Origin of the sequence: Pantoea sp. sgz302252 (assembly GCF_047713085.1) — a bacterium.
Lineage (GTDB): Bacteria > Pseudomonadota > Gammaproteobacteria > Enterobacterales > Enterobacteriaceae > Scandinavium.
The window spans coordinates 11,911-29,124 of the sequence record NZ_JBLFJW010000043.1; the positions used below are offsets into that span (position 1 = coordinate 11,911).

A 17,214-nucleotide genomic window follows, 5' to 3' on the forward strand; every position below is an offset into this window, starting at 1 on the left:
CCTAACCACATAGCACTGCCGCACGAACCGGATCGACAGCGATCAGCCCGGCAAGTAGCTGGTCCATTACCGGTGTATGACGGGCCTTATCAGCCTCACTGCGACCGGCTTTCAGGCGCAGGAGTTTCAGATGGCGGGCCTGTACCTCAAACAACAGTTCAGGCTCCCACTCACTGAGGGTCACTTCTTTTGCACGCTCACCCAGCTCTGCAAACAGGTGTACCGCCAGGTCATTTTTACCGTACTGCTCAGCAATGCGGCCCATCAGCAGGCGCATCAGCCACTTCTGACGATCGGTGGTCATACCCGGTCGGGTCTGCAACCAGCCCAGCGCGGCATCCGGGCCTTCACTGTCGGCCAGCGCCACGGCTTCCGGCTCCAGCGCCAGAATATCGTCGTTACCGGAGGTGACCGGGGCTGATGGGGTGTCATCACCCCAGCCGCCGACGGTGTCCAGCACGCTCTGCTGGATCCAGTTCAGCGTCACTTCGTCCGCAAACGGCGTACCGTCACTGAACGCCAGCGTCTCCAGTCCGGACAGGCGCGACAACAGCCCTTTCAGATCAGCCGTGACAATGTCGGCCAGCGTCTCCTTGCCGGATTTCGTCAGCGCCTGGTGGATGTACCACTGCAAATCCAGCCACAGGTGATTGGCGCCGCGCGAAAATGTGCTGTCGGCCGTTTCCAGCATTTCAGCCCAGTTCTGCTGCAGGTAGAGGCGTTTGAGTAACGCGCGCTGATCCGCCCTTGGCGGCTCGATGCGTGTACGCCCCTGTGCATCCGGGGCCGGGATGGCCCGCAGGGTGTCGTGACGCAGGCTCTTCATCAGATGGTGTGCTGACAGCCAGCCATCTGGCTGCTCGCGCAGGTATTCAGTCAGCGTCCGGGCCTGGGCCAGTAAATCCTGACCGGAGGTGATCCGCCCGATGGCCGGGGCATCACTGTGGCTGGCAGCCGACGGGGTTTCGCTGGTACTGGCGTTCTGCGGTACCACCGCATCCACGCCTCCCGCTTTCTGCAGACGATTCTCCAGCGCGCCGTACAGCGCATTGAGTTCAGGACGGGTTTCATCCGGCTCATTTTCGGTAAGCCCGGCTATCAGCAGCAGCGCACCGGTGGTACGCATCGCCTCTTCTCTGACCACTTCCGGGTACAGGGAAAGCGAGTCGGTCATGCGCGATCCTGCCAGCCATTCCAGTGCCGCCTTACGGCTGCGGTCACGCTGCGGATGCAGCTGTGTGCCAAAGCGCTCCAGAAGACCGGCCAGCAGTTCGAGTCCTTCGGCCAGTCCCTGCTCACCTTCACGGTGCAGCTTCGCCCAGCAGTAGTAAGTCGCCACACGGATATCTTTGGCGGTGGTGGTCAGCAGCTTCTCTGCCAGCCGACAGATGAGTTCGGTATCCGCGCCGGAGAGTTTGTTGACCTCCTCGCGCATCTGCTGGAAGTCATCGTCATAACCAGGATCCTCGCCAACAGGCGATGAACCGGACAGCGGCTGCAGCCAGCTGTCCCACTGCGCCACACGCTCACGGGTGGCGGCAAGCAGAGGTGCCTGCTCTGTCTGGCAGGCACTGAGTAAGGCATTGAGTGTGCTCATCAGTATGTCCCCCCGTCGTCACTGGCTGTATCTGTCGCCGGGTCTGACGGTGCGACACCGGTGGTGCTGAAGATGGTTTCCGGCAGGCGGAAATTACGCAGTTTCAGCAGCGCCAGTGGGCCTTCGCCGGCTTCGGTACGCAGGGTGTAATTGAGGGTACGACCGTCCTGTGCCTTCCAGCTCAGGCTGTAGCTGCTGCCGACACCCGGGTACGCGCTGACCGCAGCCTTATCGAGCAGGCGAATTAAGCCCCAGGCACCAGGAATGTCAGCGTACTGGCGGGTGCCCGCCTGTGTACTTATCCAGCTCAGGTTCGCACCCGGAGCCTCAGTATCTGCAGGCCAGGTGAAGCGCTTCCACGCCGGCAGCTGATTCACATACGTCAGCTTCTGGCTGTCGATAATCATGTCGGTCTGCATCACGCCATCGGCAGTGCCCGGGCGCAGTTCGAAGTTCATGCCGGCGTTGCCTTCGGTGAAGGCCACATCCGAGATATGGCTCAGGGTGTTAATGGCATTGAGGAACGCCGGATTAAACGCCAGCCCCTGCGAGTTGATGCTGTCCGGCACCCAGTGATTGCCCTCTTTGTGCAGCACGCCTTTGAGGCGGGTCTGCAGGAACTGCGCGATACGCCCGGAATCTGCGTTGAGGTATTTGGCCAGCAGCGGCAGGGAAACATCGCTGCTGGAATTGTTAAACGGATAACGACCACCAAAGGCACTGTTCCACTCAGCCACCACCGCCTGCTGCCACTGGGCGTTGAGGCTGTCGGCCGCCGGGGTCAGCACCTGCTGCCAGGCCTGCTCCATCGGATTCACAAACACCGTCCGCCCAAAGCCGCTCCACTCCTGACCGAGCCCTGCGGCAATCAGGCTGCCGTAATCGCGGGTTTCGGTGAGGTCAACAGCCTTGCCCTGGAATACAGTCTGGGCAATGGTCTGGGTCATGGCCTGCGGGTCAGCAGCATTGGTGACCTGCTGCAGGCGCAGACGCACCTGCGTCACGCGAGTCAGGAACGACTGCAAGCTTTGCTCCTGTGCCCCCGTGCGGTTTTTATCCATCAGCGCCAGCACCGGGCCAAAGGTCGCATCCAGCGGGCCGTGAACGCCGGCACTCTGGTCAATGGCATCCTTGTTATCACCCCCGAGCAGGTTTTTGGCCGATTTCACCAGCGAGTCCGAAATGGCTTCACCGCTCTGCCCGGTGCGCCCCTGGACGTTCAGGGTGTTCATCAGCGCCACCAGAGGTGACTGACGCACGTCGGCCATCAGTGTCAGCTGGTCAATCGAATCCGACAGGGTGGTGGCACGGTTCCAGCGCAGGCTGTTGAGAAACTCAAGCCAGGCCCCGCCAAAGTCAGCGAAGTAGCGTTCCGTCAGACGCTTCTTCAGAGCTTCCGGAGAAGTTTCATCCTGCGTTTTCGCTTGGCGCTTGCTGTCAGTCAGTACCCAGTCGAGCTCATCCCGGCGCGCCTTCACCACCTTCTCGATGGCCGGCTGCACGGCCTGCTCCCAGGCCTGGCGGGTAAACATGCCCGGCACGACTTCCGTGGTGCTGAACAGACGGGATGCATCGGTATCGCCGGTCATGTCTTCCAGGCGCATATCGACATACAGATGTGCCACCTGGGAGAGCATCTTCTGGTACAGGGTCGATTCACTGTTACGTACCCCCATCAGGCGAACCAACAGGGAGCGCGCCTGGCTGACCATGCTTTCATCAGCACGGAGCTTCCACTCAGGATGCGTCGCCAGCTGCGCACCATAGAACGACAGCAGCGATGGGGCCACGCCCTGCCAGACGCCGTCTTTCACGCCATCACGTTTTGGCCAGTCGTGCAGCAGCGCCGAACTGAACCAGGCGGCGTCCATATGCTCCGGACGGGCCAGCATCAGGTAGAGTTTGAGCTGGTCATAGGTGGTTTTTGCCATCTGCTCACGCAACGGGCTGCCCGGCGGCAACGCGTTAAAGGCGCTGACCTGCTTTTGAAGATGGTCTGCGGCCGCATCCCGCAACAGTGGCAGTGCACTGTCCTGATAGCGTGGCCAGAGTGCCGCCAGCAGGGCATTGTTCTGACTCAGCCCGGCCTGTTCATACCATGGCACACCGTGCTCAGAACGGTACAGCAGACGGGCCAGCGTTTTCTGCAGTTCAGACAGCGCGTGCAGGCGCTGTTCCAGCGGCTGATTCTCTCGGGCGGCAAGTGCAGCCTGAGCATTCGCGCCGTCAATCTGGCTGCGATTGGTGACATACGCGATGCTCATCCATACAGCCCAGCCCACCATCGCAAGGGCAACAACTGACGCAAACACTTTGCGCCAGGGAATGCCTGGTTTGCGCGGACGGAGTCCGGCCGGGAGTGTCCGGACAGACTCAGGCAGGATATCCCAGCGCTTATCCATGCCCCAGTGGTGCGGCACGGCACGTTCAGCACCTGCTGAGGGCTGACTAAACACCACGCCGGCCAGCGGCAGCGGGCGATACGGATTGAGCATCACCGACAGCGGCGCAGTTACGCTCTCCGGCTCACGAATAAGCTGGTCGGCAAGCGTCAGCAGGAAGTTATGTTTTACTTCACCGCAGGTCTGCTGCAGGCCCTGTGAGGTCAAATCTGGCGTCAGGGCGGAGAGTTGTTCTGCCAGCCCTTCGGTACGACAACCAGCAGGCAACAGACAACCTGCCGCCTGAGTAATGCGCCCTTCAGGCTGACCGGCGCGCGGGTGCAGGGACCAGACATACAGCGGGAGCTGCCAGCCAAGCTTATCCATACGCGTGCTGATGGCATGGGACAGGGAATCCATGGTGCTTTCAGACGGTACCGGCAGCGGCTGCTCCAGCCCCGGCGCTGCGAGCTGGTCAAAGGCCGAGGTGACCCACACCAGCCCATCCACTGGACGGCGGCGCAGTTTGCGCAGCGCGGTCAGCCAGGCACTGTCTGCTGGCGTATTGAGGTCACCGCCCCACAGCAACAGCGTGCCGCGGTCTTCCTGCCAGAGCTTAGCCGTAAGATCCGGAGTCAGCTGCTCCACCTCAGAGGCGGTACCGGTTATCAGCAGGATGCGGGTTTTACGCCCCCAACGCCGACCGTAGAGGTTACGCATGGCTTCACGGATGGTATCAACTGTGACATTACGTGGCGGAGTCCGGGCAACTCTTGATTCATTAGAAGGCAACGCATTGTTCTTCTGCTCTCGCCAGCGATGATACTTTTCCTTCATAAACCGGAACATAAGCGGTGTATAGAAAACAATCAGCAAGGCTATCCATACGGCAACAAATGCAAGCACTTGCTTCAGTCGGGTATCAAGGCCATGCGAGGGGCCGAAATGAAGGATCACGGCCACTATAATCGCTGAGATGAAGGCTATTATGCCGATAAGCCCCCCTCTGCTCCATGTACTACCCGGCATCATTATTTCCACTCCCTGAGGTAACAGTACTGACAAAACGATCAGTACCTGAGGTAAACAACCCTAAAACAGGTTTGTTGCTGACGGACACGATGTCGGCCAGTAATGTGGCTAAAAGCCACGCACTCCCGGCACCTGGAATACCGTTATATTTTTCAAGTACATCAATTTCCTGGGGCACCCACGGTGCCAGATGTGATTGAGACGCAGTCATTAGATCAGCAAACCCGTCATTCCAGTGCCCGTAATCACAGAACACATTTGACGTCTGACAGGCGATAGTTTGTGTTTCGAGGAACAAACCCATATCAGCCCTGAAATTTGGCATGTCCAGCGGCATCGGTCGCAGGATGCGGGCAGAGTGAGGAAGCTGGTATTTTTCAGCAATATCATCGCTGGTCAATATCAGCGCCGCGAGCGCATCGGAATACTGTTCAGTCCCCTGGTTCTGCAATATCAGGATCAAATCAATATCGAAAACGGGATTTTTAAGGCGCTCTTCGATCCAGGCAAAAGAAAGGACTTCACAACATGAAATCGAACCTGTCAGCGCACGCCCGGGATAAATTTTCCCCCATGATTTGCGAAACCGGGTCTCGAAGTCTGACGAAAACATGTCGCTCACAATAGTAACGTTGAACGGCACTGTCGCAGGCAACATTGCGATCGCGTTTTGTACACCGGCCAGACCCAGTTCGATCAAGGAGGTGGACGTCGTCGATTTCGCATCAAAATGGCTGGTCAGTGAAAGCAATTGCGGCGCATCTGCAGCATCTGATTTAGCAATGGCGTCAGAGGTCACTCCGGAAGGTAGCAGTATGCTGCTTCCCAGTACGGCCAGATAGCGTCCAGCCCAGGCTTCCCACTGTTGCTGCCCGTATTCAGCCTCCTTCTGCAAAAACTGATGTTCATTGGCTGTTCTGCCCCACAGCCACCCCCGCAAGCAAAACAGGAAAAACCAGCAAAGAACCGGGCTGGATGCCAGCCACCAGATATTGAATACAGCCAGAGCCTTAACCATGCCTGACGCATGCAGGATAAACAGCAAAATCCCCACAACCGCGGCAACACCCCCTGCCAACAACCATCCCGTAAAAGATGGCTCAGGAGGCAACGTCATTGTTGTTGCTTTCGTCCTTTCCCAGCCCATTGATTATCCTACTGTGCTGTTCTGAGCACTTGAAATTACAGTACAACCGCACTGGCATTTGCAGCCATCGACGACAACAGCGCGACCGTTAAATGTCCGGTGCGGTGATCCTTCTACGATAGGATTTGTTCCATGCCCTTCTACCGGACAGCTGATCATATCGCCAACTAACGCGGCTTTCTTCCCGTCGACAGTAATATTGGATGAAGCGGAGATCACTTTTCCGCCGTGAGAGGTTTTGTCACCAAGCAAAACTAAGCCTTTTGTCATGTTTAATCCTTCAGTCTGCTTACGTCAGGGTGGGTTGATCCATCAGATACAACTGAGCCATCAGGGTAGACAATTTTGTAAAACTCTCCGACTTTATGCTCTTTTGGTGCAATCATTTTAACCAACTTAGATTCATCAAGAGTTGGCATGAATTTTATCTGAATGCTTTTGGCAGAGGAAATCATCTTTATTTGCATAAAGTTGTTCTCACCAAATAAATTCAACATATCATTTGTGCTGATGCGCTTATTACTTTGTATCAAGGGGTAATAGGCAGGTGATAAAACGAGCTCAGAATCTTGAGTTACCTTAAATAGGCCATTTTTTGTTGCATTGTCATCAAACGCGATTGTTGCACCAACAGCAGTTCCCGGTACTAAACCATTCCCGAGATGAGTAGCATCAGTATATTCAATACCAAAATTGAACTCACTCAGTTTCCAGTTACACTTACCGCCGCCATCTTTTGCTATTTTTGCAATCCATACATCGGATGAGTTCTTTTCCTGAAGAGGTATTTTTATTGGATTAAGCCCCACCTTCTCATAATGCTGTCCATCTCGCATACTCATCAACTCACGCTTACACGTCGTTGATACGTATAATACCTCAAGAGGAAATGGCTTTGTATACGAAGAAGGATTTTTTATCTCAATATTAACCCAGCCAGTATTTAGTGGCGGTGACAGTGTACGATCATCTGCACTGACACAACTAACAATAAAGGACATTAACGTGCAGAGGAATAACTTATTTATAAGTTTCTCCATAATTAATCCTTCAATCTATTTACATCAGGGTGAGTTGTCCCATCAGACACAACAGTGCCATCAGGGTAGATAATTTTATAGTTTACCCCCACTTTTTGTTCTGTTGGAGCAATCATCCTGACGACTTTAGACTCATCAATTGTCGGTTCGAATTTAATTTGAACATTTTTTTCTGAAGATACTATCTTTTTCAGTAAAAAATCATCCTGACCAAATAAATTCAACGTATCATTCACGCTTATATCTTTATTACTATCTATCAAAGGGTAGTACATGGGAGATAAAACAAGTTCGGAACCTGTAAATATCTTAAATCGACCATTTTTTGTTGCATTGTCATCAAACGCAATAGTAGCACCAACGGCAGTTCCAGGAACCAATCCCTTACCAAGGTGGGTAGCTTCAATATATTCGATCCCCATATTGAACTCACTCAATTTCCAGTTACACTTGCCACCACCATCTCTTGCTACTTTTGCAATCCATACACCGGATGAGTTTTTTTCCTGAAGAGGTATTTTTATTGGATTGAGTCCCACCTTCTCATAATGCTTACCATCTCGCATACTCATCAACTCACGCTTGCACGTCGTAGATACGTACAACACTTCAAGAGGAAAAGGCTTTGTATACGCAGAAGGATTTTTTATCTCAATATTAACCCAATCAGAATTCGATGGTGGTGATAATGTTCTGTCAGTTGCCTGAGCGCATCCATTTAGCAATAAAGCAAACTGGATCAAGACGAATGAATTTAATCTCTTATACATTTTCTATGTCCTCTTCACCATAATGGCCAAATCTTTTAAGAGCATCGGAACCGGATGCGGCAGAGATGGTTGAGCTAAGCGAATTTTTTAGCAAATCCTCGATCGAAAGAAACTTTTTATTCCTGTCATACTCATTCTTAGGGATTTCATCTGAATAGTGGTCCATTTGTAAATTAAAGGATGCTACTTTATCGGCATGCTCAGTGAAGGCCTTTCCATCGCTTAACCCTTTTTCATAAGCTAACCCTAACAATTTATTATTTATATAGGGCATATATGATGTCAGAAGATGATTTCCAATATTCGCAGGAATCCCTCTATTTGGATTCATGCCTTCGGGGAAAAATTCTTGAAGATCTTCCTTAGTTAGTGAAGCTTTAAAAGCCTTTTGATCTTGCCCGGATTGCCTGGCTTCCTGAAGCGCCAGCGAAGGAACAAGATAAAGCTTAACCTTTTCAGGAAGACTTGCCTGAATGGTCATGCAATTTCTTGGATAAGGAAGTTCAATACTACATTGTTGCCACTTTCTACTTTGAGTTGTGGTTAAAAATGCGACCGTATTCCCATGGTGCCAAAAACAGTCCCCCCACTCTACGACTTGCCAAGCGGTAAGTTCAACAACCGACCATAAAAAACCAAGAGTTGTTCCCAATGGCCCCCATAGTTTATATAACTGATTATCCAGATCAGCCTCAGGGGGAACTGATGGTACTGGATCTTGATCGTTTACATGTCGATAGTGAATAATACTTGATAGTGCATCTACAGCATTTTTAGTGAACGTCCTTGGCATACCGTATGTGTAAAGAAGTGGGTTCCTATTTTTTAACCTAGCAGAATGAATTAATGCCAGCGCTCCTCCTAAGCTATGCCCACAAATGAATAACTCTTTACCCGGTATTATTCTCGTTAGTTCAGTAAGTTCCTTTTCAAATTTTCGTTCTATTAAGGTATAGCCTGCCCAAAAACCAGTATGCACCTTCCCGGCAGGAACTAATGAAGTACATTCCGATTTGATGTTGCAACTATTGGACTCAACTGGTCTAAAAGAAGCATCAGTTATCCCATCAGTCAGGCTGGCAGTACCGCGCCACGATATGATAATTTTATTTTTACTGTAAACATAATAAAGCTGGGTATCACCTTCAGGATCATCCGCTTTGGTCGAATCGATATCTATAGGAAGAAAGTATCTATCGGCATACGGTACATCAATTACTAATGCATTAATCATCGATTTACCGATCTTTCTTGATGGTATGGTCGACAGATCCTGGCATTTACCAATAAAATACTTAGTAATAATTTCTATATCATCATATGCCAAATCAGAGGCCAACCCTAAATTAACGGCATTGGCCATAGAGTAATCGTTCTGGTGATGGAGAACTAACTCCCAGGCTCTAAACGGGCAGATTTCGATAACATGACGTTTTTCGAGTTCATTTGTTCTGACCTTAACGCCCTTAAATGAACTACTGATTGGAAAATGATATAGGGGCAACTGCTCCCCGTCTCTTAGTTGTAAATCAGGTTTTTCATGGCATAATTCGCCCACGACGGCATAGTGCCAAACATAGCCATTTTTCTCTGCTTTTGGACGAACGGTCGAATCATTTATAGGATCCCTACCAACACGAAGAACGCGATTTTCCATTTCCTTTGTCAGTTGATTACTGTCAAGTGTCAGTTTCAACTCAAGTCCATGGGGCATATCTATGCGAATAAGTCCATTTGCATCGCTTTGACCTGAATGCGTAAAGTTATCGACTGGCCCTGAAACAGGATGAGAGCTTTCGGCTATCCATGGCATATTCGCCACGGGATCGCCCTGCTCATCAACCAACTGAAATTCTACCCAGTAGGGCATCTGTTCTTCGCATGGAGCATGGGGATTTTTACGACAGAGTGAGGATACAGCGGTAGTCATGTTATTCGCCCTCCTGGCTTTCAGGAACGTTTCGCGGATACTCGATTTTTAATTGTGAAGGCATGGATGTATAAATTGGTGACGTTTCACCGGTCGCACTGGAGACACCGTTATAAACCTCACCTTCAGCCGTCGTAATTTTATATGTGGTGAAAGGCTTGACTGCTCCACTGGCTGACGACGTTGTGGTAAACCCTTCGCTGTACCCTTTCGGGAAAGTTACTGGTGGTGTATCTAAACTGGCAGGACCTGTTTGATTAACATTGGCCGCTTTCAGCAAAATATTCCCCGGACATCCCAGTTCAATATTCCCACCGCTAAGCTTTATATAAGCACCACCGCAACTTAAAATCAGTTCCTTACTGGCATTCACCTTCACGCTTCCCTGACCACTGGCGACAGTGATGTCCTGTAATGCTGAGACATTCATAGCATCAGCTTGTGCCTGAATATCAACCTTCCCTGCCCCGGCATACATTTTCATTCCTGCAGCTTGTGCAAACAAACTTACAGCCTCGCTTGCCGCTACAGTGAACGATTGTCCGGTACTGATATCTGTGTTTTTACCTGACATGAGGCCAATACTTGCCCCACCTGAAGCAAGCCGGACAGCCTCAGGACTGAGAATTCCTATTCCAGCAGGCGCACTGGCCAGCATTCCTGGCATTTTTAAATATTTCAGTGAGCTGTTTAGCGTCTTTTGACTGTCGATATCGGATACCGTAGCCTTCGCCCCCTTCGCGGCTGCCTGAAGGCTTCTTGCCAGCGTGAGTGCCTGTTCCAGTTGTTCTACAGCCCTGTCCATTTCAAGCATTTTACTGCCGACGTCAGGTTGAGCATCTGCAGTGAGCAGAATCCCCTTACCACCACGAACACTGACCCAGTCGTTAGTGCGCAGCTCCGCTCCCTCGCCACGAAGGGCCCTGGAAGCATTGACGTTGTGTCCTAAATTGAGTTGGGTCTTGCCGCCATACTCCGTACTGAGTTTGACGTGCTCTTCGCCGCGCTTGTCCTCCATCCGCAGCTTGTTCAGGCCCGCGGTCCTGACTACGTTACGCGTGCTGTTGGCCTCAGTGACGTGGTCCACGTGGCGGGAGTCGTGCATAGCATGGGCGATATACGGACGATCTGGATCGCCTTCATGGAAGGCAATGGCAACTTCAGTGCCCTGGATCAGCGGGAAGTGAAAGCCGTATTTGTCACCACCGTAAGGCTTAGCAAAACGCACTGGCATGCTTTCCATACCCTGCTTTTTGTCATCACGGTCGGCATCAAACTTCACCCGGTACATGCCGGATGCATCCTGCCAGGCGTAGATATCGTTATCTTTGGCGCTGGTCACGCGCGCCATCAGCGTACCACTGACCACCGGACGCTTTTTAGCAGCGGGACGCCAGCAGCGGTTCTCGTAGTACGGCATAGCCGCCCATGTAACAGTAAGCGCATTTTTACGGCTGGCTGAATATCCGGTTCTTACAATGACCAAACCATTATCTGTCACTGCTGGCAAGGTAGGGGTAGTGGCAGATTCGGTAAGGATGAGAACCTGTGCCGGGCTGAGAGTTACGTCCGTACTGCAGCCAGTCACTATGCTCTGATTCGACAGAAAGCGCTCGTGTTCCAGTCTCGCCCAGAAATTGCCAGATTCTGCCGAAGGGTTAATCTTGTCACCACTTTCCAGGTGTTTTGGCCGATAGTGATATACATCACCGTAAGTCACACCATCTCCGTCACCCCGGGTCATATCTGCCGGAGCAGACATCAGCACTTTCTGCGCTTCGCTGTGGTTATAATCATTGGCAGTGACGGTCCGTTCCACCACATTCTGACGGACACTTACCCCCCATACTGAGTCCACCCCATTATCGTTCGCCCCTGATGGACTGTTCAGCGGCAGGCTCTTACCAAAAGTCCAGGCACTCTGTTTGTCTGCAAAGTGCACAACTTCGGTCTGCGTGTCAGGCTGCAAAGTGAAGAAGTAGAAAATACCCACTTCGGCCAGCAAGCGCTCAATAAACTCCAGGTCGCTTTCTTGATACTGATTTATCTGCTCACGCTTCGGGTAAGTCTGTTTGAGTTTGAATTCATATTCCCAACCCTTCAGACCATGCTCATCGAGAATTTGCGCCACGACCTCTGGCACTGAATTGTTGACGAAGAAGCGGTGAGTACGAAACTGCTTGCTCAGTAAAGAGATAAAAGGCTCAAGAATGATTTCATATGTGACCTGATCGCGGGAACCGGTCAGACGTCGGAAATCTGTGACAACACCATGAACAATTTTGCCAACAGCAGGTTTTAATAACTCCCCCACACCAATATTTAGTGTTGCGGTTTTACTTAACATCATTTCAGCCGTAAGATCCGGATGAGGGCTGGTAAAACGGATGGTGTAATGATAGAGAACGCTCATCTGTTCCACACCTTCAAAACGTTCTACATCCAATGGATAAGGACAAGAAGGAATGTTCAGGCTGTAGCGATTAAGTGTATTACCAGTCATCTCAAATATATTTTCCATTTCTATAATCCCCATCCTTCTTCAGAATGACATTAAGTAAAATTCTGTGATCATGATGAATGACTATCTGTAATTATCCCATTCATTATGAGCATATGTCAGCGCAAGTTTATAATTCCCATAATCTACAAACAAAGCGACTATACCAGCGGCCTTTAGAACAAACCGATAAGGGCACATAGAACAACCATAATAAAGGTCCCTAACATCCCGCTAATACTGCCTACGAGGTTCGAAGAATGATAAGTATAAAATCTTTTATGCTCCCACATCTCAACATGACATTAATAATGATCAGTCCATTTCTTATGAATCATTGGAAACGCATAACGATATATTGCATAGCCGATGAATGCAGCAACAAGAGAAGCGGCGCCTCTATAGAAGCGCCCCTCTTGCTCTGATGCAAAAAAGAACCAACACGCAAGAATAAGTCCTAAAAGCACCAGCGTCGCACCAATAGCACAAATAATATTAAAGGCCATAGAGATGCCAATTCTTTTCAAATTCATAATCCACCAAAGAAGTATCTACAAATCCTATTAAACTCTTCTGAATTGTGTTCATCAACACTACATGCTGTTTCAAAAGGCCTTACTGTATCTTCAATAAGGAAATATAAAAGATCTAAATCACCCATATTGTTTAATTTATAATAAGCATTGGGATTTCTTTCCCGCAAATATCGCGATGTATAAATTGCGCGTGACGCTTCTGCACCAATTGAAAGTAACGATCCAATAACTGTCCCCGCAAACAGTGCCGTTGTTGCTCGGTCTGAAATTACATATCCTAACTTTATACCTGTCAACTGTGAAAAAAGCGTTTTGCCCGTGATACTGCCGGCCATTTGGAGTCCAACAGAAGGAATATCAACTCGCGAAATAAAATCATCAATAAATGGTTTAATGACCTTATAGATGGTTTCATCATTAAAAGTGACTTTCTTTATCAGTCTTGCCAACCGAAATTTATCATCCAGGTTCTCCCTACGGTGTTCAGCGTCCATAAAATCATACCCAAGATATGCCACACTGACGGGAAATGAAATTACCCCTTTCGCCACTGCTCCTAAAAAGCCGGTGCCATCGACATTAATGGCATCTAGCATATCTCTGGCAATCTCTTTCGCGCTGTCCATAATCGATATCCTTTAATTAAAGGGCTACTGGGCCGTCAAACGCCAGCCCAATCCCCTCGTTTTCACTCCAGCCGAGCGTCAGCATTTTTGGTTTCTGCTGCGCAGCCATGTAGCTAAGAAGTTGCTGGCTCAAAACCGGCAAAATTTGCTGATTGAGTAAGCTGTCGACGTTACGCGCCCCGGTGTCAGGCAAAAGACAGGCGGATGTGAGCGCGTCATACAGACTTACGTCAACGTGTGACGTCAACCCGTAATGGCGGTGCAGGCGTTTGCTCACCTGATCGAGTTTCATTTCCACAATTGAGCGCATGGCTTGCTCAGAAAGTGGGCGATAAATCACAGTCTGGAAGCGTGCTAACAGCGCTGGCTGGAAGTGATCTCGCAAAATCGGGCGCAATAATTCGTGTAATTCGCCTTCGCTGGCTGTCGGATTTTCTTCAAGAAACTGCATTAAGTGGTCGCTACCAAGATTCGAGGTCATCAGAATTACTGTATTTCTGAAGTCAATCTCGCGGCCTTCGCCGTCGCGCATGAAGCCACGGTCAAAGACCTGGTAGAACAGGTTCATGACATCGCGGTGGGCTTTCTCCACTTCATCCAGCAGCACCACGCTGTACGGGCGCTTGCGCACGGCTTCGGTCAGAATGCCGCCCTGGCCGTAACCGACGTAGCCCGGAGGGGAACCCTTCAACTGTGAAACGGTATGCGGCTCCTGGTATTCCGACAGGTTGATGGTGATCAAGGATTTTTCACCGCCATACAGGGAATCTGCCAGCGCCAGCGCACTTTCGGTTTTCCCCACGCCGCTTGGGCCAACCAGCAGGAACACGCCCTGCGGTCCGTTTTCAGACGTTAAGCCGGTTTTGGCGGCACGCAGGCGCTGGGCGATGGCTTCGAGCGCCACATCCTGCCCAACCACGCGCTTGCCAATCTCCTGCTCCAGGCTCAGCAGTTCTGTCTGCTCATCTTTCATCAGGGAGGAAAGCGGCACGCCCGTCCAGTCGGCAATCACTGTCGCCACAGTGCGTACGTCCACATCAACAGAAAGCAGTGGGCTGTTTTGCTGCATGCCACTCAGCTGCTGTTGCAGCGCATTCGTCTCGCTCTGGCGCGAGATATCCTGGCGGGTTTCAAGGAGTTGCCCGGTGAGTTTCAGCTCTTCGCCGTACTGGGTTTCCAGCTTATCCAGCTCAACAATCAGGCTGACTTCTTCCTGCTCGATGACTGACAGGCGTTCACCGTGCGTCTGGCTGCCCAGCGCGATGTCTTCCAGCAGCGCCTGCTTCTCCATCTCAAGCGCGGTGATTTGTGCGCGGATGCGGGTTAGCTGTTCCGGCACGGTATCCAGGCTCATACGTACACGGGCGCTCGCGGTATCCAGCAAATCAACGGCTTTATCCGGTAGCTGGCGGCCTGTCAGATAGCGGCGGGAAAGTGTAACCGCCGCGCGCACCGCATCATCGGTGATGTGAACATTGTGGTGTTCAGCGTAGCGGGATTTCAGGCCGCGCAGCATCAGGCACGCGGTGTCGTCATCCGGCTCGTCGACTTTCACCATCTGGAAGCGGCGCTCCAGCGCGGCATCGCGTTCAAAATATTGTTTGTATTCGGACCAGGTTGTCGCGGCGATGGTGCGCAGTTCGCCACGCGCCAGCGCCGGTTTCAGCAGGTTCGCGGCATCTGCGCCACCCGCCTGATTACCCGCGCCGATAATGGTGTGCGCTTCATCGATAAACAGCAAAATCGGCACTGGCGACTGCTGCACGGCATCGATAACGTTTTTCAGACGCTGCTCGAACTCGCCTTTCACGCCCGCGCCAGCCTGAAGCAGACCGAGGTCAAGCGTGCGCAAAATCACAGGTTTGAGCGATTCCGGCACGTTGCCTTCGGCAATACGCAGCGCCAGGCCTTCTACCAGCGCAGTTTTCCCCACGCCCGGTTCGCCGACCAGAATCGGGTTGTTTTTACGACGGCGAGAGAGAATATCGACCATCTGGCGGATTTCGGTATCGCGACCAAAGACCGGGTCGATTTTGCCCTCTTTCGCTTTCGCCGTGACATCCAGGGTGAATTTATCCAGCGCATTTTGCAGGGCCGGATTGAGCTCGCCCTCTTTCACTTCGCTGCCTGCCGGACGGCCGATCATCTCAACATCGCCGCCCGTCGAAGCAATCAGTTCTTCTTCAAGCTGAAGTTCCGGGCGCTCGTCAGACTGCGCATCCAGCAAAGGACGCAGACGTTCCAGCTGGCTCTGGCCCAGCGTGAACAGTGGCCACAGGCCATCGCAGCGGATCAGTTTCGGGCTTTCAATCAGTGCCAGCAGTAAGTGCTGGCTGCGGATTTGCTCTTCGCCCTGCAATGAAGCCGCCATCCACGCCTGTTTCAGCAACTGATTCAGAGACTCCGCCAGTTGAGGACGGCCGCGCACGGAACGCGGCAGGTTATCCAGCCAGCCCAGCAGCGCCTGCCACATGCCGTCCATATCCCACTCGTAGCGACGTGCCAGCACGGTGAGATCGCCTTCGCCCTGCTCCAGCAGCTTCAGCAGCCAGTGCTCTGGCAGGATTTCCGCATGCGCACGGGTCTGGCACAGAGAAGCTGCGCCTTCCAGCGCGCGGGCGCAGTAAGGATTGAGTCGGCGTAACAGGACGGCTGAAGTTTCCATTTTTCTCTCTCTTTATTTTTTCCCGGGCACGCTACCGCCCATCGCTGTGTACTTACCAAAGCGCATAAGGTCAGGAAGGCAGAATGTGATTTTTCGCTCAGGGCCTGCGTGGGCAGACGCTCAGCGAAAAACTGCGGACAGGCGCAAGCCTGCCCGCAACGGGATTACGCCGTGGCGCGTTCGTTCCAGGAATCGGAATGAATGATGTTGCCGTCTTTGTAGGTCCAGGTGATTTTTTCGTAACGCAGTTCAATGCGCTCAAGGTGGTTGTGCTTCTCTTTAGAAGGATCCTTGATGTCGTACATTTCAGGATTCACTTTCACCACTTTCACGTTTTCCAGTTTGGTGTTGAAGTACTCCACTTCCTGGCCCGCGTCGTTGATTTTGTACCACTTGAATTCCGCAGACTTGAGGGTCTGACCGGTGGTCACAGCCTTGTACAGGTACGGGCTGGAGGAGTCGATTTCCTTGGTGAACAGGAACGGGGTGTGGATACGGGTACCGGTCAGCTTGCCGGTGTTGTTGTCGGTCGGGATGTACAGGTTATGCTCCTGAGCGACAACTTCGATGCTGCCTTCACGATCCTGCACGTCTACAGAACCTTTGATATCCGCACCGCCGTCGTCTTTCAGCCAAAGATAAACTGGAATTGCCATCGGATTTACTCCATTAGTGTTGAGAAACGTCATCATCCTGCGATGACGCTGGGGTTTTGCCTGGTATCTGGCAGGCGTTAGCCTGTGGCACCAGACTGATTTCGACACGGCGGTTAAGCGCTCGCCCTTCCGTGGTGTCATTTGTTGCGACAGGTCGACTTTCGCCATAGCCCTGCACGGCGAAACAGCTTTCCGGCACGTCACCGGTGTCGCGCATCCAGTCACGCACCGCTGCGGCGCGCTTCAAAGACAGCGTCTGGTTCAGTTGAGGATTGCCGGTGTTATCGGTGTGTCCGGCCACCACGATCAGCCAGCCTGGTTTGGCTTTGATGCC

The 17,214-nt window shown here is 51.9% G+C and carries 13 protein-coding genes; all 13 read right to left on the reverse strand.

The annotated features are described in order from the left end of the window. Position 1 precedes the first annotated feature (1 nt). Positions 2 to 1,597, reverse strand: a complete 1,596-nt coding sequence (tssA, locus tag ACLW56_RS22840; RefSeq protein ID WP_330985961.1) for a type VI secretion system protein TssA — start codon at positions 1,595 to 1,597, stop codon at positions 2 to 4. Continuing rightward, complete coding sequence (locus ACLW56_RS22845; protein WP_415378084.1) at positions 1,597 to 4,827, reverse strand: ImcF-related family protein; 3,231 nt, start codon at positions 4,825 to 4,827, stop codon at positions 1,597 to 1,599. The genes tssA and ACLW56_RS22845 overlap by 1 nt, the downstream gene beginning before the upstream one ends. A gap of 169 nt (positions 4,828 to 4,996) precedes the next feature. Beyond that, positions 4,997 to 6,157, reverse strand: a complete 1,161-nt coding sequence (locus ACLW56_RS22850) for a hypothetical protein (protein ID WP_330985963.1) — start codon at positions 6,155 to 6,157, stop codon at positions 4,997 to 4,999. A 3-nt stretch (positions 6,158 to 6,160) separates the two neighbouring features. Further along, positions 6,161 to 6,427 (reverse strand): PAAR domain-containing protein, encoded by a 267-nt coding sequence (locus ACLW56_RS22855; RefSeq protein ID WP_330985964.1) that lies wholly within the window; start codon positions 6,425 to 6,427, stop codon positions 6,161 to 6,163. 2 nt (positions 6,428 to 6,429) lie between these two features. After that, positions 6,430 to 7,197, reverse strand: coding sequence for a hypothetical protein (locus ACLW56_RS22860; RefSeq protein ID WP_330985965.1), 768 nt, complete (start codon positions 7,195 to 7,197; stop codon positions 6,430 to 6,432). Between the two features lie 2 nt (positions 7,198 to 7,199). Next, positions 7,200 to 7,967, reverse strand: coding sequence for a hypothetical protein (locus tag ACLW56_RS22865; RefSeq protein ID WP_330985966.1), 768 nt, complete (start codon positions 7,965 to 7,967; stop codon positions 7,200 to 7,202). Next, positions 7,960 to 9,897, reverse strand: a complete 1,938-nt coding sequence (locus ACLW56_RS22870) for a lipase family protein (RefSeq protein ID WP_330985967.1) — start codon at positions 9,895 to 9,897, stop codon at positions 7,960 to 7,962. Before ACLW56_RS22870 ends, ACLW56_RS22865 begins: the two co-directional genes overlap by 8 nt. A gap of 1 nt (position 9,898) precedes the next feature. Further along, positions 9,899 to 12,418: a type VI secretion system Vgr family protein gene (locus ACLW56_RS22875; protein WP_415378083.1), complete on the reverse strand. Its 2,520-nt coding sequence runs from the start codon at positions 12,416 to 12,418 to the stop codon at positions 9,899 to 9,901. A gap of 284 nt (positions 12,419 to 12,702) precedes the next feature. Then, positions 12,703 to 12,903 (reverse strand): hypothetical protein, encoded by a 201-nt coding sequence (locus tag ACLW56_RS22880; RefSeq protein WP_330985969.1) that lies wholly within the window; start codon positions 12,901 to 12,903, stop codon positions 12,703 to 12,705. 23 nt (positions 12,904 to 12,926) lie between these two features. Then, positions 12,927 to 13,559 carry a hypothetical protein gene (locus tag ACLW56_RS22885; RefSeq protein ID WP_330985970.1) on the reverse strand — a complete coding sequence of 211 codons (633 nt, stop codon included), beginning with the start codon at positions 13,557 to 13,559 and terminating at the stop codon, positions 12,927 to 12,929. Positions 13,560 to 13,575: 16 nt separating this feature from the next. Next, a complete protein-coding gene (gene tssH, locus ACLW56_RS22890) occupies positions 13,576 to 16,224 on the reverse strand; it encodes a type VI secretion system ATPase TssH (protein WP_330985971.1) in 2,649 nt (882 codons plus the stop codon). Positions 16,225 to 16,388: 164 nt separating this feature from the next. Beyond that, the gene (gene hcp, locus ACLW56_RS22895) at positions 16,389 to 16,880 is read right to left on the reverse strand and encodes a type VI secretion system effector Hcp (RefSeq protein ID WP_024558534.1); all 492 of its coding nucleotides are present in this window, start codon (positions 16,878 to 16,880) and stop codon (positions 16,389 to 16,391) included. Positions 16,881 to 16,893: 13 nt separating this feature from the next. Continuing rightward, a partial coding sequence (locus tag ACLW56_RS22900) for an OmpA family protein (protein ID WP_330985524.1) occupies positions 16,894 to 17,214 on the reverse strand: 321 nt, incomplete at its 5' end.

Coding starts and splice junctions, on each gene's coding strand:
- ACLW56_RS22855 (WP_330985964.1), bottom strand. CDS start 6,427: ATGACAAAAGGCTTAGTTTTGCTTGGTGACAAAACCTCTCACGGCGGA.
- hcp (WP_024558534.1), bottom strand. CDS start 16,880: ATGGCAATTCCAGTTTATCTTTGGCTGAAAGACGACGGCGGTGCGGAT.
- ACLW56_RS22850 (WP_330985963.1), bottom strand. CDS start 6,157: ATGGGCTGGGAAAGGACGAAAGCAACAACAATGACGTTGCCTCCTGAG.
- ACLW56_RS22845 (WP_415378084.1), bottom strand. CDS start 4,827: ATGTTCCGGTTTATGAAGGAAAAGTATCATCGCTGGCGAGAGCAGAAG.
- ACLW56_RS22865 (WP_330985966.1), bottom strand. CDS start 7,967: ATGTATAAGAGATTAAATTCATTCGTCTTGATCCAGTTTGCTTTATTG.
- tssH (WP_330985971.1), bottom strand. CDS start 16,224: ATGGAAACTTCAGCCGTCCTGTTACGCCGACTCAATCCTTACTGCGCC.
- tssA (WP_330985961.1), bottom strand. CDS start 1,597: ATGAGCACACTCAATGCCTTACTCAGTGCCTGCCAGACAGAGCAGGCA.
- ACLW56_RS22860 (WP_330985965.1), bottom strand. CDS start 7,197: ATGGAGAAACTTATAAATAAGTTATTCCTCTGCACGTTAATGTCCTTT.
- ACLW56_RS22885 (WP_330985970.1), bottom strand. CDS start 13,559: ATGGACAGCGCGAAAGAGATTGCCAGAGATATGCTAGATGCCATTAAT.
- ACLW56_RS22875 (WP_415378083.1), bottom strand. CDS start 12,418: ATGGAAAATATATTTGAGATGACTGGTAATACACTTAATCGCTACAGC.
- ACLW56_RS22870 (WP_330985967.1), bottom strand. CDS start 9,897: ATGACTACCGCTGTATCCTCACTCTGTCGTAAAAATCCCCATGCTCCA.
- ACLW56_RS22880 (WP_330985969.1), bottom strand. CDS start 12,903: ATGGCCTTTAATATTATTTGTGCTATTGGTGCGACGCTGGTGCTTTTA.